The 23,120-nt window shown below is 43.0% G+C and carries 25 protein-coding genes; 5 read left to right on the top strand and 20 right to left on the bottom strand.

Annotated elements, in window-relative coordinates; genetic code table 11:
* Positions 1–2 precede the first annotated feature (2 nt).
* The gene (dnaG, locus tag JX304_RS03795) at positions 3–1,781 is read right to left on the bottom strand and encodes a DNA primase (RefSeq protein ID WP_205011330.1); all 1,779 of its coding nucleotides are present in this window, start codon (positions 1,779–1,781) and stop codon (positions 3–5) included.
* A 215-nt stretch (positions 1,782–1,996) separates the two neighbouring features.
* On the opposite strand from dnaG, the gene mscL reads away from it, so the two are divergent.
* Positions 1,997–2,377: a large conductance mechanosensitive channel protein MscL gene (gene mscL, locus JX304_RS03790; protein ID WP_205011329.1), complete on the top strand. Its 381-nt coding sequence runs from the start codon at positions 1,997–1,999 to the stop codon at positions 2,375–2,377.
* 97 nt (positions 2,378–2,474) lie between these two features.
* Here mscL and rpsU read toward each other — a convergent pair whose 3' ends face one another.
* Complete coding sequence (rpsU, locus tag JX304_RS03785) at positions 2,475–2,651, bottom strand: 30S ribosomal protein S21 (protein ID WP_000048054.1); 177 nt, start codon at positions 2,649–2,651, stop codon at positions 2,475–2,477.
* A 178-nt stretch (positions 2,652–2,829) separates the two neighbouring features.
* On the opposite strand from rpsU, the gene JX304_RS03780 reads away from it, so the two are divergent.
* A complete protein-coding gene (locus tag JX304_RS03780; protein ID WP_205011328.1) occupies positions 2,830–3,798 on the top strand; it encodes an NAD(P)/FAD-dependent oxidoreductase in 969 nt (322 codons plus the stop codon).
* A 22-nt stretch (positions 3,799–3,820) separates the two neighbouring features.
* Here the strand turns inward: JX304_RS03780 and whiA are convergent, their stop codons facing one another.
* The 11 genes from whiA to cdaA all read right to left on the bottom strand — a co-directional run bounded on the left by whiA (position 3,821) and on the right by cdaA (position 13,206).
* Positions 3,821–4,738, bottom strand: a complete 918-nt coding sequence (gene whiA, locus JX304_RS03775; RefSeq protein ID WP_205011327.1) for a DNA-binding protein WhiA — start codon at positions 4,736–4,738, stop codon at positions 3,821–3,823.
* Positions 4,735–5,712 (bottom strand): YvcK family protein, encoded by a 978-nt coding sequence (locus JX304_RS03770; RefSeq protein ID WP_003017791.1) that lies wholly within the window; start codon positions 5,710–5,712, stop codon positions 4,735–4,737. The genes whiA and JX304_RS03770 overlap by 4 nt, the downstream gene beginning before the upstream one ends.
* The gene (gene rapZ, locus JX304_RS03765; RefSeq protein ID WP_205011326.1) at positions 5,709–6,599 is read right to left on the bottom strand and encodes an RNase adapter RapZ; all 891 of its coding nucleotides are present in this window, start codon (positions 6,597–6,599) and stop codon (positions 5,709–5,711) included. Before rapZ ends, JX304_RS03770 begins: the two co-directional genes overlap by 4 nt.
* 75 nt (positions 6,600–6,674) lie before the next feature.
* Positions 6,675–7,058, bottom strand: coding sequence for a RidA family protein (locus JX304_RS03760; protein WP_205011325.1), 384 nt, complete (start codon positions 7,056–7,058; stop codon positions 6,675–6,677).
* 18 nt (positions 7,059–7,076) lie between these two features.
* The gene (locus JX304_RS03755; RefSeq protein ID WP_003006512.1) at positions 7,077–7,241 is read right to left on the bottom strand and encodes a hypothetical protein; all 165 of its coding nucleotides are present in this window, start codon (positions 7,239–7,241) and stop codon (positions 7,077–7,079) included.
* A gap of 51 nt (positions 7,242–7,292) precedes the next feature.
* Entirely contained in the window at positions 7,293–8,606 is a 1,314-nt protein-coding gene (gene obgE, locus JX304_RS03750; protein WP_205011324.1) for a GTPase ObgE, read from the bottom strand.
* 33 nt (positions 8,607–8,639) lie between these two features.
* Positions 8,640–8,771: a DUF4044 domain-containing protein gene (locus JX304_RS03745; RefSeq protein WP_003011566.1), complete on the bottom strand. Its 132-nt coding sequence runs from the start codon at positions 8,769–8,771 to the stop codon at positions 8,640–8,642.
* A gap of 117 nt (positions 8,772–8,888) precedes the next feature.
* A complete protein-coding gene (locus JX304_RS03740; RefSeq protein ID WP_205011323.1) occupies positions 8,889–10,193 on the bottom strand; it encodes an LPXTG cell wall anchor domain-containing protein in 1,305 nt (434 codons plus the stop codon).
* A gap of 47 nt (positions 10,194–10,240) precedes the next feature.
* Complete coding sequence (gene glmM / locus JX304_RS03735; protein ID WP_205011322.1) at positions 10,241–11,590, bottom strand: phosphoglucosamine mutase; 1,350 nt, start codon at positions 11,588–11,590, stop codon at positions 10,241–10,243.
* A gap of 21 nt (positions 11,591–11,611) precedes the next feature.
* Positions 11,612–12,361: a CdaR family protein gene (locus JX304_RS03730; RefSeq protein ID WP_205011321.1), complete on the bottom strand. Its 750-nt coding sequence runs from the start codon at positions 12,359–12,361 to the stop codon at positions 11,612–11,614.
* Complete coding sequence (gene cdaA, locus JX304_RS03725; protein ID WP_205011320.1) at positions 12,358–13,206, bottom strand: diadenylate cyclase CdaA; 849 nt, start codon at positions 13,204–13,206, stop codon at positions 12,358–12,360. Before cdaA ends, JX304_RS03730 begins: the two co-directional genes overlap by 4 nt.
* 103 nt (positions 13,207–13,309) lie before the next feature.
* On the opposite strand from cdaA, the gene murT reads away from it, so the two are divergent.
* Genes murT through JX304_RS03710 form a run of 3 tightly spaced genes read left to right on the top strand, consistent with a single transcriptional unit; the run spans position 13,310 to position 15,724 of the window.
* Positions 13,310–14,653: a lipid II isoglutaminyl synthase subunit MurT gene (gene murT, locus JX304_RS03720; protein ID WP_205011319.1), complete on the top strand. Its 1,344-nt coding sequence runs from the start codon at positions 13,310–13,312 to the stop codon at positions 14,651–14,653.
* Positions 14,653–15,432 (top strand): lipid II isoglutaminyl synthase subunit GatD, encoded by a 780-nt coding sequence (gatD, locus tag JX304_RS03715; protein ID WP_205011318.1) that lies wholly within the window; start codon positions 14,653–14,655, stop codon positions 15,430–15,432. The genes murT and gatD overlap by 1 nt, the downstream gene beginning before the upstream one ends.
* Before the next feature lie 25 nt (positions 15,433–15,457).
* Positions 15,458–15,724 carry a lipopolysaccharide assembly protein LapA domain-containing protein gene (locus tag JX304_RS03710; protein ID WP_205011317.1) on the top strand — a complete coding sequence of 89 codons (267 nt, stop codon included), beginning with the start codon at positions 15,458–15,460 and terminating at the stop codon, positions 15,722–15,724.
* Between the two features lie 41 nt (positions 15,725–15,765).
* On the opposite strand, the gene JX304_RS03705 is transcribed toward JX304_RS03710, so the two are convergent.
* From JX304_RS03705 to murA, 7 genes are all read right to left on the bottom strand, one after another.
* Positions 15,766–16,944: an MFS transporter gene (locus JX304_RS03705; protein WP_205011316.1), complete on the bottom strand. Its 1,179-nt coding sequence runs from the start codon at positions 16,942–16,944 to the stop codon at positions 15,766–15,768.
* A 79-nt stretch (positions 16,945–17,023) separates the two neighbouring features.
* Positions 17,024–17,887, bottom strand: coding sequence for an XRE/MutR family transcriptional regulator (locus JX304_RS03700; protein WP_205011315.1), 864 nt, complete (start codon positions 17,885–17,887; stop codon positions 17,024–17,026).
* Positions 17,888–19,795 (bottom strand): ABC-F family ATP-binding cassette domain-containing protein, encoded by a 1,908-nt coding sequence (locus JX304_RS03695; protein WP_205011314.1) that lies wholly within the window; start codon positions 19,793–19,795, stop codon positions 17,888–17,890.
* Positions 19,796–19,901: 106 nt separating this feature from the next.
* On the bottom strand, positions 19,902–20,621 hold the full coding sequence (locus tag JX304_RS03690; RefSeq protein ID WP_205011313.1) for a matrixin family metalloprotease: 720 nt from the start codon (positions 20,619–20,621) through the stop codon (positions 19,902–19,904).
* Positions 20,622–20,702: 81 nt separating this feature from the next.
* Positions 20,703–21,542 carry a DNA/RNA non-specific endonuclease gene (locus tag JX304_RS03685; RefSeq protein WP_205011312.1) on the bottom strand — a complete coding sequence of 280 codons (840 nt, stop codon included), beginning with the start codon at positions 21,540–21,542 and terminating at the stop codon, positions 20,703–20,705.
* Positions 21,543–21,623: 81 nt separating this feature from the next.
* Positions 21,624–21,812 carry a DNA-directed RNA polymerase subunit beta gene (locus JX304_RS03680; protein ID WP_205011311.1) on the bottom strand — a complete coding sequence of 63 codons (189 nt, stop codon included), beginning with the start codon at positions 21,810–21,812 and terminating at the stop codon, positions 21,624–21,626.
* Positions 21,796–23,085 (bottom strand): UDP-N-acetylglucosamine 1-carboxyvinyltransferase, encoded by a 1,290-nt coding sequence (murA, locus tag JX304_RS03675; RefSeq protein ID WP_205011310.1) that lies wholly within the window; start codon positions 23,083–23,085, stop codon positions 21,796–21,798. Before murA ends, JX304_RS03680 begins: the two co-directional genes overlap by 17 nt.
* Positions 23,086–23,120: the final 35 nt, after the last annotated feature.

Below are 23,120 nucleotides of genomic sequence, written 5' to 3'. Positions count from 1 at the left end.
TCCTACTCCATTCTTCTTTTTTGAGCGATCAAACGCTCGAGTTCCAATAAAGCTTTTTCCTCATCCCCTGTCGAGGAAGCTTCCTTCACTTTATTTCCAATTTGTTGACTTTCTTTGCGAAGAAGCTCACGATTTCGCGTTTCTTCCACTTCCTCTAATTCACCATCCGCTATCTCTTCTGGCAAATCTTCTTCTAACATCCGGTACCAGGCGTGCTGGACCCCTTCAGGCTGCTCGGATAGATCCTGAGAGGTGACTTCTCCATTTTGACAGAGCAATTGGTACAAGATCTGGAGCTCCGGTGTGTCGAAGGAAAAATCAGGTCGCAAACGGTAATCATTGAGCACCATTGGAAAATCTTTCATCCTACTTAATAAATGATTTTCCGACTTGATCAAACGCGTCATCCCACGATTCGGCAAGAGCTCTACTGAAAAATTCGACGTTCTTGATCGTCCACCACTTTGATCCTCCTGCCGTTGATGTAAACGACTATTATTGACAATCTGCTCAATCTGCAAATAATCAAAGTCTGGCAATAAATCTGCCAACTTATAAATATAGGTGTTTTGCGCTGTAATGGAGCGCGTCTGGGCGATCATCGGTGCCAGCTTCTCGACAAACTCAATCTGTGCCTGCAAGTTCTCAATATACTGGGGTTTCCAGTAGTGCATCAAGAATTCAATCTTACTGATCCGCGAATTCTTCAAGAGGGAAGCTAGATCTTCTGGGGAGGTCTTTTTGAGGTACTCATCGGGATCCATCTGATCAGGGATACGGACGATCTCCAACTCCAGATTCTGCAAGACATCCAAGGCCTTAGCGGTTGCTTCAAGTCCCGCCTTATCCCCATCATAGGTCAGAATGACATTTTTGGTAAAATGAGACAGGTGTTGAACATGATCTGGTGTCAAGGCTGTCCCCATCGAGGCGACTGCATTTTCAATCCCAGCTCGATAAGCCGCAATGACATCCATAAAGCCTTCCATGATATACATTTCATGGTGCTTTTTGGCGCTCGCCTTGGCTTGATCCAAATGATAAAGTTCATAACTCTTATTAAATAGACGGGTACTACGACTATTCTTATACTTGGCTTGATGACTGCCATCATCCGTTAGTTTCCACAGCCTACCAGAAAAAGCAATGACCCGTCCACTATCATCCGTCAAAGGAAACATAATCCGATCCTGAAAGGCATCAAAAACTGTTCCAGCATCTGAGATTGTGAATAACCCCGAATCGGTAATCACTTTCTCAGAGAACTTCTCAGAGAGATTTCGATAGAGATAATTCCCTTCTGCTGGGGCTAAGCCCAATTGAAAATGGCGGATGACCTCATCCGTCAGGCCACGTTCATGCAGATAGTTGCGCGCTTCTTCCCCCATCTTGGTCGTCATCAGAATCGCTTGGTAAAATTTACTCGCCTCCTGATGAATCTCATAAAGTTCTTGGTTGGGATTGATAGACGTTGGTTGAGCCGGCCTTGCTTGGTACTGAATCGCAATACCCGCTTTTTCTGCTACGATCTGAACTGCATCCATAAAGGCGACTCCACGGTAGTCCTCAATAAACTTAAAGACATCTCCCGAGCGACCACATCCGAAACAATGGTAAAACTGCTTGTCTTCAACGACATTAAAAGAAGGAGTCTTTTCACCATGAAAAGGACAGAGCCCTAAAAAATTACGGCCAGCCTTGGTCAAAGAAACTACTTCCCCAATGATTTCAACAATGTTGACACTGTTTTTAATCTCTGCTATTTGCTCTTTATCAACCATAAACAGTGCCTCCATTTTACCATAGATTATCACTTTATATTTTATACTAAAAGTTAGTAAAAGTAAATTTTTTCCTACCGATTTCACACATAAAAGAAAAGATTTTCAACCTTTATCACTAATTTTTAAAAAATGAAGCATATTTCTTGTAAGTCGAATATTTTTCCGTTATACTATCATAGTAAAAATTTATTATGAAAGGACATATTTAGGATATGTTGAAAGAATTGAAAAACTTTCTCCTTCGTGGGAATGTTGTTGACCTTGCTGTTGCTGTGATTATCGGGGCTGCTTTTGGAGCCATCGTAACATCTCTTGTGAACGATATCATCACACCACTTATTTTGAACCCAGCTTTGAAAGCTGCTGGTGTTGATAAAATCGCAGAATTGTCATGGAACGGTGTGGCATACGGTAGCTTCTTGAGCGCTGTTATCAACTTCGTAGTCATTGGTACTGTTCTTTTCTTCATCGTTAAGGCTGCTGAAAAAGCTCAAAACCTTGGTAAAAAGGAAGAAGCTGTTGAAGAAGAAACTCCTGCTCCAACTCAAGAAGAGTTGCTTGCAGAAATCCGCGACTTGCTTGCAAACAAATAATCAGATAAAAAGATCCGATCTTCTAGCTAGAAGATCGTTTTTTTATCTTTAACGGATTAAAAACAAAAAACAGACCGAAGTCTGTTCTTGTATTCAATTAGAATTTTTTACGTTTACGAGCTGCTTCTGATTTACGTTTACGTTTTACAGAAGGTTTTTCATAGAATTCACGTTTGCGTGTTTCTTGAAGAGTACCAGCTTTAGTAACCGCACGTTTGAAACGACGAAGAGCATCGTCAAGAGATTCATTCTTACGTACTACTGTTTTTGACATGTTTTTCACTCCCTTCAAGCCTAAAATCTTAATAATTTTATCACACTTTAAGGACGCTGTCAAGATCTTTTGAAACTTTTCTAGTCCTCCTAGACTTCATATCATTTCTTTTTCCGACTTTTTCATTCTTCTCATTTTATGATACAATGGAAACAAAGAAAACCCTGAAGGAGATACTATGTCAGAAATTTATGATATTACAATTGTTGGGGGCGGACCAGTTGGTCTGTTTGCTGCTTTTTATGGCAATATGCGCCAAGTAAAAGTCAAACTGATTGATTCCTTACCTCAACTGGGAGGGCAACCAGCTATTCTCTATCCAGAAAAGAGTATCCTCGATGTACCTGGCTTTACCAATTTGACTGGTGAAGAATTGAGCAACCGCTTGATTGAGCAAGTCAAACGGTTTGATACATCGATCTTTCTCAATGAAACGGTAGAGGATATTCGAAAAGAGGGTGACCTCTTCACCATCACTACTTCTCGCCAAGTGCATCAGTCTAAAGCAGTCATTATTGCCATGGGCGGCGGTGCCTTTAAGCCACGCGCCCTTGACATTGAGGGAGCTGAAGACTTTGATAACGTCCACTATCATGTTTCGAACATCCAACAATATGAAGGACAGCAGGTGACCGTCCTTGGTGGTGGAGACTCTGCTGTAGACTGGGCCCTTGCTTTTGACAAGATTGCTCCAACTACGATCATTCATCGTCGGGATAACTTCCGTGCTTTAGAACATAGTGTAGAAGAACTCAAACAATCTTCTGTTAGCATCAAAACACCATTTGTTCCTAGCCGCTTGATTGGCAAAAATGGTCATGCCACTCATCTTGAAATCACAAAAGTTAAAACCGATGAAACAGAACTCATTCCGATTGATCACTTATTTGTCAACTATGGCTTTAAATCTTCAATTGGAAACTTGAAAGAATGGGGTGTAGAATTGCAACGCCATAAAATCAAGGTGAATCAGAAACAAGAAACCAACCTTCCTGGAATTTATGCTTGTGGAGACTGCTGCTTCTATGAAGGAAAGATCGATCTCATTGCTACAGGTCTGGGGGAAGCTCCAACAGCTGTAAACAATGCCATCAACTACATCTATCCAGATAAGAAAGTCCAACCAACACACTCAACTAGTTTATAATAAAAAAGGCCAATGGCCTTTTTTATTTATCTAAATCATCAGCAATCTTATTGATTTTTCGTAAACGGTGGTTAACACCGCTTTTTGAAAGAGGTTTTTGCAAACTATCCGCGATCTGCTGGATGGAATAATCTGGATGGCTCATTCGAATATAAGCAACTTCTTGTAGGTCACTTGGTAAACTTCCTAGACCGATCGTATCCACAATTTTACTGATATTATTAATGGTTTTCATACTAGCTGTGACCGTGCGTTGAATATTTGCCATCTCAGCATTATTGGCCCGATTGAGATCATTACGCGTCTCTCTCATGACCTTGATGGACTCAAATTCCTGCATGGCTTGCATGGCCTCTACTACAATGAGAAAATCAATAATATCTTCCGCTCGTTGCAAATAGGTCACCACTCCTTTTTTCCGCTCGATGGTTTTGGCGTCTAGTAAAAATCCTTGCATGAGAAGGGCAATTCCTTCCGCGTGGTCTGTATAAACAGAATGAATTTCCAGCTGGTACTTCCCTTTTTCAGGATCTTTTATTGAACCACTCGACAGAAAAGCTCCCCGAAGATAAGCACGACTAGCTACTTCATCTTCTAAAACACTGGTATCAATGCCCGTCTCAATCCCAAAAAAGGAATCTGCCAAATGAAGGTCTGCTAGAATAGCTTCTACTTTTTCATCCAAGAAAACCGTATAAACCCGATTCTTCCGTAAATTGGTCTTTTGGTGATGGCGAATATCTGATTTAGCTTCATAAAAATGAAGCAACAATTCATAGATATGGCGAGCGATCTTGGCATTTTCGGTTGTCACCGAGAGCGTCAAGCCCCCCATTGAAATTCCGAGGCTTCCAGACATCTTGATAATAGCAGCTAATTCACTCTTTTCAAATCGCTTGAGAGACAATAATTCTTCTTTTACACGAATCGTAAAACTCATTTTCTCACCTGCACGATCTGCATCAGCTCTTCGACCACTTTTTCACCATCATGAAAGGCACCTCCATTGACCAACTTCAAGAAATCGGAAGAAATCACTTGAGGAACTTGCGAGTGCAAGCCCTTGAAATCGTGCTCTACCTGCACCAAGTATTCATCAAATTTATTACTGTTCATGTAAGCTGCAGGAACCTGATTGATATTGACAAGGACGGTATCGATGAACTTTTCTCCCAAATGTTTGTGGAGCACGGCCACATGGTCACTATCTGTGAAATGCTCGGTTTCTCCTCTTTGGGTCATGATGTTACACACATAGGCTACTTGGGCCTTGGTTTCAAGGATGGCTTTCCCAATCTCATCGATCATTAAATTAGGGAGGATTGAGGTAAAGAGCGAACCAGGACCTAAGACGACCATATCACTTTCAAGAATCGCTTCCACCACTTTTTTACTAGCTTTTGGCCGCTCTTGATCAAAGGTATTGGTTACATAGACATGATCAATCATGCCGGTGTAGTTGGCAATGTGGCTTTCTCCTACCACTTCTTTTCCATCTTGAAAGACGGCGTGAAGGGTCAATGGACTATCACTGGAAGGATAGATCTTGCCAGTCGTATGAAAGAACTTGGTTAACAACTGCATGGCATTATAGGTCGAGCCTTGCATCTCTGAAATCCCTGCAATGATCAAGTTTCCCAAAGGGTGTCCGGCCAAAGGGCCATCATCGTCTGCAAAGCGGTATTGAAAGACCTTCTCATAAAAACGAGGCATATCTGACATGGCAACCAGCACATTTCGAAGATCTCCAGGTGGTGTCAATTTTTGGATGTTCTTTCGCAATTCACCAGAACTGCCTCCGTCATCCGCAACAGTGACAATAGCCGTAATATCAACTGGTTTCTTTCGTAAACTATCAAGGATAACAGAAATTCCTGTCCCACCACCAATAACCGTTACTTTAGGTTTTCTCATGAGCGATTCACCGTTTCTTTCCGTCTGTCCTTGTCTCTATGACTGCAATTGACCTGCCAATTTTTTTCTAAATCATGCGCTAAGCGCTCTGCAAAGGCTACTGAACGGTGTTGCCCACCGGTACAGCCCATAGCGATGGTGAGAACGGATTTACCTTCTCGTTTATAAGACGGTAAAATAGGAACGATCAAGTCATGGAGGTGACGATAAAAGTCCTCTGATTCAGGGTGATCCATAACATAATCATAGACTGCTGGATCCTGACCGGTTAAATTCCGAAGCTCCAACTGGTAGTATGGATTTGGCAGAAAACGCACGTCAAACACGAGGTCAGCATCAATCGGAAGGCCGTATTTAAACCCAAATGACATGACCTCAACCCGAAAATCTGGCTGATTATCTTGACTAGCAAATTGTTCAGCAATTTCTTTCCTTAGATTACGAGGCGTTAACTCAGTCGTATCGACCACATTTTGACTAATATTTTTAAGCGGAGACAATAGCTCTCGCTCCAAGGTAATCCCATCCAAGACACGCCCATCTGCTGCCAGAGGATGGCTTCGGCGGGTTTCCTTGTATCGTGCTACCAATTCACTGTCAGTGGCATCCAAGAACAAGACCTTGAAATCGAGGTCTTCTTGGTTGTCCAATTCATCCAAGACGGTGGGAATCTCATTGAAAAAAGAACGGCTTCGCATATCCACAACAACTGCTAATTTATTATTGTCTGGACTAAGACGCATGAGTTCAATAAATTTCGGTAACAAGGCTGGTGGCATATTGTCGATGGTAAAGTAACCCAAGTCCTCAAAAGATTGGATGGCGACGGTCTTACCTGCACCGCTCATCCCTGTCACTACGACCAGTTGAATCTTACTTTCTGTCATTTTCTCCTCCCAAAATAAAACAGAGTAGCTAACAGCTTCCTGCTCTCCACTCTGTCTTTTGTCTTTGAATGGTTATTAGGCTTTGATTTCCGCAATAACTTCAATTTCAACCTTCACATCACGTGGCAAGCGGGCTACCTCAACAGCTGATCGAGCTGGAAACTCATTGGTAAAGGCTGTTTTATAGACCTCATTAAAAGGTACAAAGTCATTCATATCACTTAAGAAGCAAGTGGTTTTGACTACATGATCAAAGTTTGTTCCGGCTTCTTTTAGAATGGCTCCGATATTTTTTAATACTTGCTCTGTTTGCTCTTGAATGGTTTGGCCAATAATTTCTCCTGTTTCAGGTGACAAGGGAACTTGTCCGCTTGCAAAGAGAAGATCGCCTACGATTTTCCCTTGAACATAAGGTCCAATTGCTGCAGGTGCTTTATCTGTATGAATTGTTTTTGCCATAGTATTCTCCAAGTCTATTTACTTCTGCTGGTTTTCTTTTGCTAATTTTTCCCTTTGTAGGCGCAACTTGCGCTTAGGATTTAGCGTATTAAAGAGTTCTTCTAATTTTTCAGCATTCCAAACATCAGCTGCTGAAACAAAATTTCCATTTTCATCTCGAAAAGATATTGGTTTATCTCCCACTGAAAAAGCCTCATTTCTTATTTGGAATCCTTGATCCGCTTGGGACCACCCTTAATCTACAAACTCAAATTCAAAGTTTCCGATCCGGACGATATCGCCATCTTTTGCCCCACGTGCACGGAGAGCTTCATCAACACCCATGCCACGCAATTGACGAGCAAATTTCATGACCGCTTCATCCCGATCGAAATTCGTCATATTGAAGAGTTTTTCAAGTTTTTCACCAGACAAGACCCAAGCAGCATCGTCATCACGACTGATGTCAAAGGCTGGCTGATCTTCATCAAAGCCATAGTAAACTTCTTCTTGAGCCATTTCGTCTTCTGAATACAAGAGGAATTCTGGTGTTTTGTCTAACAATTCTGCTGTTGCTTCTAACAAATTGTCCAAACCTTGATGCGCCAAACTAGAGATCGGGAAGATCTGTGGCAATTCATCAAACTCATCGTAATTGGCTGCCAATTTCTTCTTGAATTCTTTCAAGTTTTCTTGGCTTTCCGGCATGTCCATCTTATTCGCCACGATAATCTGAGGACGTTCCATCAAGCGAAGATTATAGGTTTCAAGCTCTTTATTGATTTGAACATAATCTTCATAAGGGTCACGTCCTTCACTGGCAGACATATCAATAACATGCAGGATAACTCGAGTGCGCTCGATGTGACGAAGGAACTGGGTTCCTAGTCCAACACCTTGGCTAGCCCCTTCAATCAATCCAGGAAGATCTGCTACGGCAAAGGATTCACCTGACGGTGTCCGAACCATACCCAAATTTGGAACGATGGTTGTGAAATGATAAGCCCCAATTTTTGGTTTGGCTGAAGTGATGACACTGAGAAGGGTCGATTTCCCAACAGAAGGGAAGCCAACCAAACCAACATCTGCCAAGACCTTCAGTTCTAACTCTAATTCACGTTCCTGACCAGGCTCTCCATTTTCAGAAATCTCTGGTGCTGGATTTTTAGGAGTTGCAAAACGAATATTGCCTCGTCCGCCACGGCCACCGTGTGCAACGATGTACTCTTGTCCATTTTCAACCAAGTCGGTAATGACCTTGCCAGTCTCAGCATCTCGTACGGTCGTTCCTTGGGGAACTCGTACGTAGAGATCTTCTGCTCCCCGTCCATGCATGCCCTTGGTCATTCCTTTTTCCCCACTTTGGGCTTTAAAATGTCGGTTATAACGGAAGTCCATCAAGGTGCGCAAACCTTCGTCTACCACAAAGACGACGTTCCCTCCACGGCCTCCATCACCACCCCAAGGTCCACCATTAGGGACATATTTTTCACGGCGAAAGGCCACCATGCCATCGCCGCCATTTCCAGCCTTGACCTTAATCTTGGCTGTATCTAAAAACATACTCATAAATAGATGATTTCCTTTATTTCTGCGTGCGTCTTAATAAGAAAGAGCACCAATTGCGGTTGCAAAGATTGCACCAACCGTTACAATCAACATAATCACAATAACCACCATCGTGATCATTTCAAATGGTGTTTTTTTACGTTTTCCGTTATCTCCAAAAGCCACTTCTAATACCTCGATTACTATAAATTCATTAGCCCTATTTTACCACGAAATAGGGGATTTTTCAAATCGAGCCTACACAAAAAGACCAGACAAACGTCTGATCTTTCATTGATCATTTTAAGAATCTTTTTTTACGTGTAAAACACTAACAGAAAGAACCGCTAGAAAGACACCCATAACAAGAACCACAGGTGTCATCTTTTCACCTGTACTTGGAAGAACTTTTTTCTTACCAGGTTTTGCTGCTTCTTCTTTGACAGAAGTTGATGATGAGGTTAATGAAGTACTAGAACTTGATGGGGTTGATGAAGAGCTAGAACTTGATGAAGAACTAGAACTAGTTGAAGATGATGAGCTTGATGATGAACTAGAACTTGACGAGGAGGTTGAGCTAGGTGTCGGTGGGGTTTGTTCTTTCTCACCCAATCCTTCGCCAGATCCTGTTTCCAATCTCACTTCGCGGGTTAAGCTACGCGGTGCCGGGAAATTAGTTGCTGTCCATGTTAGCGTGTTATGAACAAGATCACCTACTTTTGTACCAGGAGCTACTTTGGTCGAATATTCAATGTACATTGGCCAGTTGTAGTTATCTCCAAAATCAATGGTAAAGCCAGTGATTTGTCCATCTGCATTCTTTTCGAAGACCGCTTTTTTAGTAAAGTTGTCAAGAACCGGAAGACTTAAAATCTGCGCTTCGTTCTTGATGCCACCTGGTACAGGAGCATACCGAACAGCACGTAAGCTACCTTTAACCAATGTTAAACCATCTCCAAATTGGTCTTTAATGACCATTCCACGGAGGATATCTTGGCGGGCATTTAAGAGAATACGCCATTTGACAATGGTCGGATCAGACTTATCTTGATAGCCGTATTTCATCTCGTATTCTCCAGCTTCCCCATCTGTCTTTTCATAATTCAATGAAAAATCCGTATTTCCAAGTTTAAATTGGATTGGGGAGGTTTTAGTAACCACTTCGGAATCTACTTTTACATCAAAATGCAAGGCAACTCGTTTATTAAGTGGATGAGATGCGAAATAATCATTAAAGGTAACGGTCACTGTTTTCTTACCTGTATCAACAACCGCTTTCCCCACAGTTTGACCATTTGATTGGCCTTCCTCAAGAACATTGAATTCCAATGCTGTGTAGAGGGTTAATTCTTTTGGTAAGCTAAGTGTTAAGGTATCACCAGCTTGAATGGCTTGCGAATCAGGGAAGGTCAAAGAAATGTTTGCTGACAATTTTTCATTTGTCAACACCTTGCTCCCATTCGTTAAAGTATTTCCATCTTTCGTTAAGCGTGCTGTCTGTGTATATGATGAGACTTCTGCAGCATGAATTGTTTTAGTCAAACCAGCTGTGAATAGAATCGTTAACACTAAGGCAAGTGCCCATACAATTTGACGAACCTGTTTCATACATACCTCCTCTACTCGCCTATTTGCGAGCCATGTTTTTTACTAAGTTAAAGTCCGATTTCGGCTTGAACAACTGTGGCAATGGTATCTACATAGTAGTCTACTTCTTCATGGGTTGGTGCTTCTGCCATCACACGAAGGAGGGGTTCAGTTCCACTAGGGCGAACCAGGATCCGGCCATTTCCTGCCATTTCCGCTTCCATTTTTTCAATGATTTCACGAATAGCAGGCACTTCCATCGCCTTGTCTTTCATGCTATTTTCAACCCGGATATTGACCAGTTTTTGTGGGTAAATGGTCACTTCAGCAGCCAATTCAGACAATTTCTTGCCGGTTTCTTGCATGATTTTCGTCAATTGAACCCCTGTTAATTGGCCATCACCAGTCGTATTGTAATCCATGATAACTACGTGACCCGATTGCTCCCCACCAAGGTTGTATCCTGACTTGCGCATTTCTTCGACCACATAACGGTCTCCAACAGCTGTGATTTCTTTTTGAATTCCCTTTGCATCCAATGCCTTATGGAATCCAAGATTGGACATGACGGTTGTGACGATCGTATTTTTTTCGAGCAAGCCCTTGCTTGAAAGATAAGAACCGATGATGTACATGATCTTATCTCCGTCTACGATCTCTCCATTTTCATCCACTGCAATCAAGCGATCGCTGTCTCCGTCAAAGGCTAGACCAATCGTTGCGCCTACTTCTCTTACTTTCTCTTGCAAATGCTCTGGGTGAGTAGAGCCAACCCCATCATTGATGTTCAAACCATCTGGGTTTTCACCGATGACGGTCAATTGAGCTCCCAAATCTGCAAAGATTTGACGGGCACTAGTAGAGGCTGCACCATTTGCTGTATCTAAGACCACGTGCATCCCCTCGAGTTGGACACCTGTCGATACAAGGAATTCTTGATACTTACGCAAGCCTTCTGGATATTCCATGACCGTTCCTAAACCTTGCGCACTTGGACGTGGAAGGGTATCTTCAGCGGCATCAAGCAAGGCTTCAATTTCAAGCTCGCGATCATCATCCAATTTGAAACCATCACCACCAAAGAATTTGATGCCATTGTCCAAGGCTGGATTGTGGCTAGCAGAAATCATAACTCCGGCGCTAGCTTTTTCCGTACGAACCAGATAAGCAACACCTGGTGTTGCAATCACCCCCAACTTGTAGACGCGAATTCCAACTGATAAGAGGCCAGCGATCAAAGCATGCTCCAACATTTCACCAGAAATACGTGTATCACGTCCAACAAATACCAAGGGTGTTTCTTCTTCATGTTGGCTCAACACATAGCCACCGAAACGACCCAACTTAAAGGCCAATTCTGGCGTTAATTCTACATTTGCTTCTCCACGGACACCGTCCGTTCCAAAATATTTACCCATTCTTTATTACCTTTTTACTTTCTAATTACTTGAACTGGAGGAGGTCGACGACGAACTGCTAGAGCTTGACGTAGACGAGCTAGTCTTTGTGGTTACTTTAATCCGTGTTTCACTCGGATTGACTAAGCCAGGTAGACCATCTCCTTGAGCATCTACCGGATTTAATGAAAGAGTTCCGCTATAATTCCCACTGATGATCTCACTGGATGGGAAGACAGCTTGGACATGATCAATGCGGCTCAAGGTTTCTTGATCGCTGGTCACTTCTACCTTAGTGGTTTCAAGAGTAATATCCGATACCGTTATTCCATTTACAATTTGATTGTCCGGGATCGTGGCTCTGACAGCAAACGTTTTTTTCGCTTTCTTCCCGATTTTTACAGAAACTTTCTGAGGCTCTACAGTTGCTGTTAAACCAGCTGGAAGATCTTCCACAATCAACGGCACTTCGACGGTACCTTCCTTTGCCTTACGAAGATCGGCTACCACGCGAAATTTTCGCGTTCCCGGCTGCATCTCACTTGCTAAAGCGACCCGGTTTGAACCCTTTAGAAAGACCGTTACCTCTGAGGTCAACCCACTGACAAAGTATTTTTTGTCATTATATTTAGCATCAATTGGAATATTGGTCAAGGTATTGGTATAGGTTTCTGAACTCACTTGTCTAGCGCTGCTATTATTTTGAAAATTAAAGGAAGATGCATTGATAAACAAGATAAAGGACAATAACACGGAGGCCAAAACATAAAGAAATTCTTTTTTCGATCTCATTTTGTTACCCTCCCAAATAGACGCTCTTTCCAACTAGTCGTTTTATTCTCTTCAGGAACCAAGAAGGCTCTCAATTCTGCCTCGAACTCTTCTAACGTTAAATCGTGACGGAAGGTTCCATTGTAAGTCACAGAGATCCCGCCCGTTTCTTCTGATACCACAAAAGTAAAGGCATCAGAAACTTCAGATAAACCAATGGCTGCGCGGTGACGAGTTCCGAACTCTTTTGAAATTCCAGTGTTTTCGGTCAAAGGCAGGTAGGCACAAGAAACTGCGATCTTATCATTTCGAACAATAACAGCACCATCATGCAAAGGTGTATTTGGAATAAAGATGTTGATTAATAATTCACCAGAGATCTCAGCATCCAAAGGAATCCCGGTCGAAATATATTCTTGAAGGGTTCTAGCTCCCTGAATGGCCACCAAAGCTCCTATCTTACGAGGACTCATATAAGCTACTGCCTTAACATAGGCTTGGACCATCTTCTCTTCTTGGCTGACTTCACTCGTCGTAAAGAATTCTGTCGCCCGACCCAGACGCTCTAAGGCAATCCTAATCTCAGGAGAGAAAATTACAACCAGGGCAATAACCCCATAGGTAATCACTTGATTGATCAGCCAAGAAATAGTCGTGAGTCCCAAGAAATTGGCCAAAAACTGAACTAAGAAAAAGATAATGACCCCACGCACCAAAATCATGATCTTGGTGCCAACAATCGCCTTGATCAAAAAATACAACAACCAAGCCACCAGGGCAATATCGATGATATTGATAATAACACTCCACCAATTCGGGAACAAACTGGTCCAAAATTGTGGATTTGAAAACTGTTGAATATTCATTTTCTCATACCTACCACTTCTCTAAAAGACATCATCTTATTATAACACGTTTCAACAGATTTTTCTGTAACCTTCTGATGCTTTTTATGATAAAATATGATTTATGAAGATAAAAACAACCTTGGGCGTCTTGGCAGGCAAGCTATCCGGCTCTATTCTTGAAAAAATGGGTCGCGGATCAACCCTCCCTGGAAAATTAGCCCTCAAATTTGATAAAGATATTCTTAGCCAATTGGCTAAAAACTACGAAATCGTTGTGATCACTGGGACAAATGGAAAAACCTTGACCACAGCCCTAACTGTTGGAATTCTCCAAGAAGCCTTTGGACCCATTTTGACTAATCCAAGTGGAGCCAATATGATTTCTGGAATCACGACGACCTTTATAAGGGCCAAACATTCGAAATCAAATCGACCGATTGCGGTACTGGAAATCGATGAAGCTAGCCTGTCTCGGATTTGTGACTATATTAAGCCCAGCCTTTTTGTGGTCACTAATATTTTCCGGGACCAGATGGACCGCTACGGAGAGATCTATACGACCTATCAGATGATCTTGGATGCCATTCAAAAGGTCCCAACTGCAACGGTTCTGTTAAATGGAGATAGTCCGCTCTTTAATAGTCAGACTCTTTCAAATCCCATTCAATATTATGGCTTTGATACTGAAAAATCTGAACCACAACTCGCTCATTACAATACGGAAGGCATCCTGTGCCCGCATTGCCACAATATCCTCAAGTACAAGCTCAATACTTATGCCAATCTTGGAGATTATATTTGTGAACACTGTGGCTTCCACCGGCCGTCTCTCACTTATGCGCTATCGGATCTGCTCTCTCTCACTCAGAATTCTTCGCATTTCCGAATCCAAGGCCAAGATTACCACATTAATATTGGTGGCCTTTACAACATATACAATGCCTTGGCTGCTGTTTCCGTTGCAGGATTCTTTGGAGTTCAACCGGAAGTGATTAAGCAAGGATTTGACCGTAGTCGGGCCGTCTTTGGCCGTCAGGAAACCTTTAAAATCGGGGACAAGGAATGTACCTTGGTCCTGATTAAAAATCCTGTCGGTGCGACGCAAGCCATTGAAATGATTAAGCTGGCGCCCTATCCATTTAGTTTATCAGTCCTTTTAAATGCAAACTATGCGGATGGGATCGACACCAGTTGGATTTGGGATGCAGATTTTGAGCAAATTACCCAGATGGACATTCCTGAGATCAATGCAGGTGGAGTACGTCACTCTGAAATTGCTCGTCGCCTTCGGGTCACTGGCTATCCTGCCGAAAAGATCACAGAGGTCGCTGCCTTAACGGAGGTCTATGAACGAATCAAACAGCAAAAAACGTCGCATGCTTATATTTTAGCGACTTATACAGCTATGTTAGAATTCCGCGAGCTTTTAGCTCAAGAACACCTGATTGAAAAGGAGATGCACTAATGACTTATACTTCCCTCGAATCTTCTCATCAGGTTCAATACCCTTATAGTCTACGCATTGCCCATCTCTATGGCAACTTGATGAATACCTATGGAGACAATGGAAATATCCTCATGCTCAAGTATGTAGCAGAAAAACTAGGGGCTCATGTGACAGTCGATATCGTCTCCCTCAAAGACCGATTTGATCCAGATACCTACGATATTGCCTTTTTCGGTGGAGGCCAAGATTTTGAACAAACCATTGTTTCAGAGGACCTACCCGATAAAAAAGAAGACCTCGACCGCTTTATCCAAGAAGATAAGGTGATGCTAGCTATCTGCGGAGGTTTTCAACTTCTAGGCCAGTACTACATTGAAGCTTCTGGCAAACGCATTGAGGGCCTTGGTATCATGGGCCACTATACGCTCAACCAAGTCAACAACCGCTATATTGGTGATATCAAAATCCATAACGAAGAATTTAACGAAACCTATTATGGTTTTGAGAACCACCAAGGTCGGACCTTCTTGGCAGAGGATGAAAAACCGCTAGGTAAGGTTGTCTATGGAAATGGGAACAACAAAGAAGATGGGTGCGAAGGACTTCACTACAAGAACGTCTTTGGCAGCTACTTCCACGGCCCTATCCTGTCTCGAAATGCCAATTTGGCCTATCGATTGGTGAGCACTGCCCTAAAAAATAAATATGGCAAGGACCTTTCCCTACCGTCTTACGAGGAGATTCTAAGTCTAGAACAGCCGGAAGAATATGCGGATGTGAAGAGCAAGGCTGAATAAAGCCACCATTTATGAGGAGATACAAATGACGAAAAAGAAAGTTCAATATGTCGCACTGTTGATATCCATTTTATTGATTGCGATCATTTCACTAGCCAATATGCAGACTGTGACAGTAAATTTTCTACTGATCCAATTCAAACTGCCATTAATTATTTTGATCTTAATCTGTGTTTTGTTGGGTTCCTTGGTTACCTTCTTGGTTAGCCTCCCAAAAGACTTTTCACTAAAAAATGAACTCAAGTCAGCCAAAAAGCAGTTGGGACAAAAAATGGCAAAAGAAGAAAATTAAAAGACTAAAAAAGCACCAATCGGTGCTTTTTTGATGTAGTTCTAATGATTTTTTGCTTGTAGCTGCTTGGCTACTAGTTGAGCTAGGAGTGAAAAGAGAATAACTCCAGCTCCAATTAGGAGAAAGGATTCTACTCGGACACTTGGTAACCAGGTCATCAAGCCTTTAGCCACAGGCATAAAGAGAATGGCTAGGGTAAAAATAGCACTTAAGACTCTCCCCAGATATTCTCCGTCAACCTTGGTCTGTACCTGCGTGAAGAAGTGAATATTAAAAATTGTCATGAAAAGTTCACAAACTAGGTTTCCTGAAAAAGTTAGAAAATTGGGCAGTGGCAAGCCCATCACGAAAACTCCTACTCCTGTTAAAATCATTAAGAATAAAAGCATCTTCATGCTGGATTTAAATTTATTGGCTATGAGGGCTCCGATGATGGAGCCAATCGCACCCATAGTTAAGATAGTCGCATAGGCTCCGTCTACACCATAAAGTTTATTTGAAAAAGGGAGCAAAAACTCAAAGGCTGCAAAAAAGAAATTAACACTAGAAGCCACTAACAAGAGAAAGAAAATTTCTTTTTGATGCCTGATATAGTGCAAGCCATCTTTGATATCCGCAAAAATATCTTTCCCTGTAAAACTCTTATGCTCTTGAACCTTTGGTTCTTCTTTTGGAAGTAAAGCCACTAGAGCAAAAGCAATGAAAAAAGTCAAAGCGTCTAGTAAGAGCGTCATATGAAGACTGGCAAATTGTAAAACAAGGAAAGAGAGCACAGGTGAACTAACACCGACAACCTGCAAGACCAACTCCAAGTGTGCATTATAGGTCACTATCTCGTCCTTTGCTACCACCTCTGTGATAATAGCTTTATTGGCAGGCCGAGAAAAAGCAAAGGCAATGGCCTGGACAATATTAGCAAAGATCAAAGCGCCAATCATCCAGCTATCATTTCTGATAAAAGAAATGACCAGACAGAGAATCCCACAAACCAAGTCTGTTGTCATCAAAATCTTGCGACGGGAAAAACGGTCTGAAATCACGCCTCCAAAGGGATTAGCTAGTATAGCTGTCACCAACTCCGAAATTTGATAAATCCCTAATACTGTCTTTCCCACCGTCCCCATCGAGGCCAGCCAAACACTATTCCCATAATCATAGAGCATATTCCCTATTTTATCGATAGCTCCACGAGCAATTAATTGGACTGCATGTCGATTCATACAAAAACCTCCTTCATTTTCTGAAACTATTGTATCAGTACATGAAAGAGGTTTTCATTTTGTCCCCTATTTGGGAAAATTAGTGTTTTACAAATTTATCAAAGTGCTCTTGATAATAGGCTACCTGCTCCGGAAGACCTAGTAAGTCAAAAATATGCATGGCTTCCTGCATCTGGCTACAGCCTTCTTTACACTGTCCTTTTTGGTACAAATCAAAACCTTTAAGATAATGGAAGATATTGCGCTCGTAGAGTTTGATGCTCTTGCCGATAATCTTTTCCACATAGGCTTCAAAATAACTAGCACTTTCAAAAGAACGGTGTTCTAAACAATGCTGGTAACAATTGAGGGCTAGAATCAAGACCAGTTTTCGATGGCGACCAATTTCCTTGTAGAAATCTTCCCGCTCCATCACTTCTCTACCAAGCCGAGTGACATAATCCACATCATAAAAGCTATAAAGATTGCCAAAGAGGATCAACTCATACATGGTCCATTCTTCCGTTTGAAAGAGATAGTCCGCCACCTTGTCCAGATCGCTCTGCTTCATCGTGTAGCTGGCATCTCTCTGGCAAATCAGCCCTTGTAACAAAATCCAGTTCAATTCAAAATAGAGGGGATTGGTCGAACTCTTAGCTTTTTCAAGTTCCTCCTCTTGAAGCCTTTGAAAACCAGCAATATCATTTGCATAGTAAAGCGGAATAATCTGAGCCATCAAGGCCACATGCTCATGGTGTTGGAAATTTCTGGCCTTATCCATAAAATTCTCAACAGTCACATGGATATTGTCCAAAATTTCAAAGAAGCGCGACGTAGCCAGATCCGACTCGCCCAATTCAAAACGGGATAACTGAGAGGTCGAGCAGGCTTCTCCTGCAGCTTCTTTCAATGAATAATTTTTGCTCATTCGAAATTCACGAAAAACTTTGCCTAAATCTTCCATTTATTCTACCTGCTCTAACAGTTCTGCCCACTCTTCCATGACCGCTTCCTGCTGGACAGTTAGTTGGTCCAGCTCGCTTTGCAATTGAACTAAATCCTCTGCATTATTGGTGTTATGCATGGTTTCGGTGATGGCTTGGATTTTTTGATCCAACTCTTCCATCTCCGCTTCCAATTGCTCAATGCGACGAGTGATTTTACGGAGTTCCTTTTGGTTTTGCTTTTGTAAGTGATAGTCATTGCTGGTAACTTCTTCCGTTGAAGAAGCCGGCTCAGCTTCTGCTTGCGCTACAGCAAGGACCTCTAACTCTGCTTTTTTCTCCAGATAATAATCATAGTCTCCCAGATAAAGGGTTGAGCCCTCTTCTGAGAGTTCCAAGACTTGTGTCGCCACCCGATTGATAAAGTAGCGGTCGTGGCTGACAAAGAGAAGAGTCCCGTCAAAATCAATCAAGGCATTTTCCAGTACTTCCTTGCTATCGATGTCCAAGTGGTTGGTCGGCTCATCGAGAATCAAGAAATTGTTATTTTCCATGGACAGCTTGGCTAGAAGCAAGCGCGCCCGCTCTCCACCTGACAGCATGCCGACGGTTTTCTTGACATCGTCCCCTGAGAAAAGGAAGGCTCCTAGGCGATTGCGAATTTCCACTTCAGGCGTCAGTTTAAAGTCATTCCAAAGTTCATCCAAGACACTGTTATGAGGAGTTAGTTTACTTTGGATTTGGTCATAGTAGCCCACCTCGACATTGGCCCCAAAACGAGCTTCCCCCTTGATAAAAGGAATCTGTCCGACGATAGACTTGATAAGAGTAGACTTCCCGATCCCATTTGGCCCCACAATGGCGACCGCATTCATCTTGCGGATATCCAGATTGATCGGCTCGGACAGGATTTGATCGTCATAACCAACAGCGGCCTCTTCTACTGTCAAGACAACATTTCCCGATGTCTTATCGGAATGGAAGGTCATATGGGCAGACTTGGTCCCAGCTTCAGGCTTGTCTAAGCGCTCCATTTTTTCCAACTGCTTGCGACGAGACTGGGCCCGCTTGGTGGTTGAGGCCCGAACCAAATTGCGATTAACAAAGTCTTCGAGCGCTGCAATTTCTTTTTGTTGCTTCTCGTAGTTCTTGGCTTCGGTCAGAAGTTTTTGCTCTTTTTGTTCGACAAAGCTGGAGTAATTGCCGACATAGCGGTCCAAAGAATGCTTGGTCAAGTCCAGAGTAATGGTAGCGACCTTATCTAGGAAATACCGGTCGTGGCTAACAATGAGAAGGGCCCCACTATAATTGACCAGATAGTTTTCCAACCAGGCAATGGTCTCAATATCCAAGTGGTTGGTCGGCTCGTCCAGTACCAAGAGATTTGGCTTTTCTAAGAGCATTTTGGCCAGAGCCAGACGGGTATTTTGCCCACCAGACAGCTCCTCAATCTTCATCTGCCACATGGATTCATCGAACTTGAAACCATTTAGAATAGCGCGGATATCCGCCTCATAGGTAAAGCCACCAGCCTGACGGAATTCTTCCGATAGCCGGTCATAATCCTGCATGAGTTTCTCCAAATCGGCTCCAGTTTTTTCCCCCATCTCAAGCTCCATTTGACGCAAAGCTTTCTCTGTCTTTCTGAGATCGTCAAAGACATGAAGCATCTCATCGTAGATGGTATTGGACGACTCAAATCGGCTATCCTGGGCTAGATAAGAGAGAGAAAGGTCGCGCTTTTTATTGATTTCCCCAGAAGTCGGCTCTTCTTCTCCGACCAAGATTTTCAAGAGCGTCGACTTGCCGGCTCCATTCTTTCCGACCAGGGCAATCCGGTCCCGTTCATCCACTTGCAGGCTGATATGATCAAAAAGAACCTCCCCTGCAAAAGAGCGTTCAATTTTGTTGGCTTGTAAAATAATCATGTCCCTATTTTACTATCTTTTTACGGATTAAACAAGGGAAGACGAAGCATCAAAAAATCCCGAGCCCCTTGAGGCCCAGAACTTTTAGCAAGTATTTTAAAACTCATTATTCCTTGTATAATTGTCGGACTGCTTCCACATCTGTATCCTGAATACTATAGAAAGAGCCAGCCGGTTGCATGACGGATTCTCCATCATTGTGGTCCAAACCAATGGCATGCCCTAGCTCATGTTCAGCTGTATTAACAATTCGTTCATAACTATAGTTATAAACGTAATTTAACAGATAATGGCGATTGAGGCGAACTGTGATGTGGGTGAACCGATTGGTTAAGAGGTTAGTTTGAGAGGCAGTTTCTCCTGCTGCAGAAACGGATGCGTTGTCCATTTCGGTCAAGACCACATTGGCCTCTTTTTCATTTGTGACCAGCTTGAAAGTAAAGGCACCTGTTTGGTTCCAAGCCTCAATGGCATCCCGATAGGCTTTTATAAAAGTTTGACTGATATTGGGATCTAGATAAACCGTGGCCTCTGCTTTGTCCCAGCGAGCCCCACTATGCTCATGATTGTCCGTCTGCGTCGTCTGTGAGCTAGGTGCCATTCCAAAGCGCGATGCAAAGCCCTGATCACCAAATAAATTCCCGACTTGATAGACAACCTTTTGGGCAGCTCGCCCAACCCCATCCATACCAGAACTAGGAGAATCTGTGAAATAGATGATCCCCACTAGGACGAGAAAACTGATCGCAATAGTCCAGAAAAATCCCCAAAAGAGACTCCAAGCCATACGAAGGATTCCTCTGAAAAACCGAAAAATGGTTCTCATACATTCTCCTTTCTCTTAAAGAAGGTATGCAATTATACCACTCCATACTTAAAAATAACTTAAATAAACCTGCTTTTTTGCTTATTGATGGATGGTTACTTTTCCTGTCTGGTAATCCAGGCTGATCCCACTTTGAACATTGGGCACAAAGACATTAAATTCCAGCGTCCCATCACTCGATTTGGCTTCAATCTGAGAACCTAGAGGTATCAGATCATCCGGTTGATTATAGATCAAGGTTACCCGATAGCGGACCCGCTTGTTCTTATCCAGTGCTTTTCGGACTAGGGTCTCGTAGTAGTTTTGTCCTGTAGAATCCTCGTCCTTGGCCTGATTGGACCAGGCAGTTTGCACAGCAATATTTTTTGGATTGCTGGTCGAAGCATCAAAGCCTTTGAGATTGCCAATCAAAGCATAGCCCAATAAATGCCCCCGATCTACCGCATGGTCATATTCACCTGATAGATTATGAACCTGATGCCATCCTGCTGGTTTCCAATCGGTTTGACCACTCCCTGTTGCTTCCCGATCCCGGTATTGTCGTGTTGCCTTGCTCATCAAGGCATTGGCAACCATCGGTACAGTCTTTCCCTGTACTTCTTTCGTCTTGTTATCCGCATAGGGTTGACTAGCGACACTGGCATCCAGATCGGTCCGATTCCCCTTGACCACAAAGGCTCCCGTTCCATTCCACTCTAACTGATCTCCTAATTGTGAACGAGCGGAAGTTGTCAGGACAGAACTGGCTAATTCCTTACTAGGGGTTTCATTTTGGCTACTGGTCACCACGGAAACAACCTGGTCACCTCCACCTTTCTGAGTTGGTTGATGGATAAAATAGCCACCAATTGCTAGGACTGTAGCGACCAAAAAGCCTGCCAAGGTTTGTTTGGTACGTTTGGTTACTTTTTGTTTTGTCATATCTTTCTCCAAAAAAGAGCAGCGCTAGATGGGTCACTGACTCGATTCGCTGCTCTCCTTTTTCTCAATTTCATTTAAATCTTATTTGCCAGTTAGCTTTCCAATAATCTCTGACCAAGTACTAGGCGAAAGAATGGACCATGGATTTTTTCCATCTCCAATCACCCCATAGCCAATGACCAATCCTACCGCAAAAATCATGATTCCGATTACAACTAAAAGAAGGACAATCCCTAGCTGTTTTGCAACATATTTAAGATTCGTTTTCATCGTCTACTTCCTCTACACGTTTCACATCTGCACCAAGTGCTACCAATTTTTCATGGAATTGGTAATAGCCACGATCCAGGTGATTCAATTTGCTGACCTTGGTTTCTCCTTCAGCCACCAAGCCCATCAAGACCAAGGTTGCGCTGGCGCGTAAATCCGTAGACATGACCTCAGCACCTTGGTAGCTTTCACCACCGACGATACGGGCTGTATCCCGCATAATTTCAGAATGAACCCCCATCCGGCGCATCTCTTCCAGATGCTGGAAGCGATTTTCAAAGACCGTTTCAATCATGGTCGATTCACCCTTGGCCATCGCCATCAAGGCTGTAAATTGCGCCTGCATATCTGTTGGAAATCCTGGGTAAGGAAGGGTCTTAACGGATACTGGACGAAGCTTACTAATATCTGATTGGATCCGAATGCCATTGTCTTCTTCGGTTACCGTAACGCCCATCTCCTGCATCTTCGAAAGAAGCGGACGGTTATGCTCCCAAATGGCATCTTCGATCAAGACATCTCCACCGGTCATGGCTGCCCCAATCATGAAGGTTCCTGCTTCGATCCGGTCTTGAACCACATTGTGAACTGCCCCATGTAAGCTCTCCACTCCGACGATAGTTAGAGTCTCTGTTCCTGCACCCTTGACATTCGCACCCATTTTATTAAGCAAGAGTGCTAAATCAACAATTTCAGGTTCTCGAGCTGCATTTTCAATGACCGTCACGCCATCTGCCAAGGTTGCGGCCATCATAATATTTTGTGTCGCCCCTACTGATGGGAAGTCCATATAGATATGTGCCCCCTTAAGACGATCTGCTTTGGCTTCGATATAACCAGCGGCTTGAGTAATCTCAGCTCCCATGGCTTCTAAACCTTTGAGGTGGAGGTCAATCGGACGGCTACCGATCGTACAACCTCCAGGCATGGAAACTTTAGCATGGCCATTACGTGCCAAGACTGGCCCCAAGACAACAATTGATGCCCGCATCTTACTCACATATTTGTAGGGTGCTTCCTCAGACAACTTTGCTTGCGCATCTACGACAACCGTATTTTCTCCTTCATTGAAGGTCACTTGTGCATTCAACCCACGAACGACATTGTTCATTGTGAAGACATCTGATAAAACCGGCACATTTTTCAAGGTTGTCACACCCTCACTTGCAAGCACGGTTGCGGCAAGAAGAGGAAGGACCGCATTTTTTGCCCCTTCAATTTTAACGATTCCAACTAGTCGATTATTTCCACCATTAACGATTATTTTTTCCATACGGGATTGTTCTCCAATTTCTTAAAGTCACGCTT

Source organism: Streptococcus parasanguinis (assembly GCF_901875555.1).
Lineage (GTDB): Bacteria > Bacillota > Bacilli > Lactobacillales > Streptococcaceae > Streptococcus > Streptococcus parasanguinis_H.
This window is presented reverse-complemented; position numbering and strand designations above follow the sequence as displayed.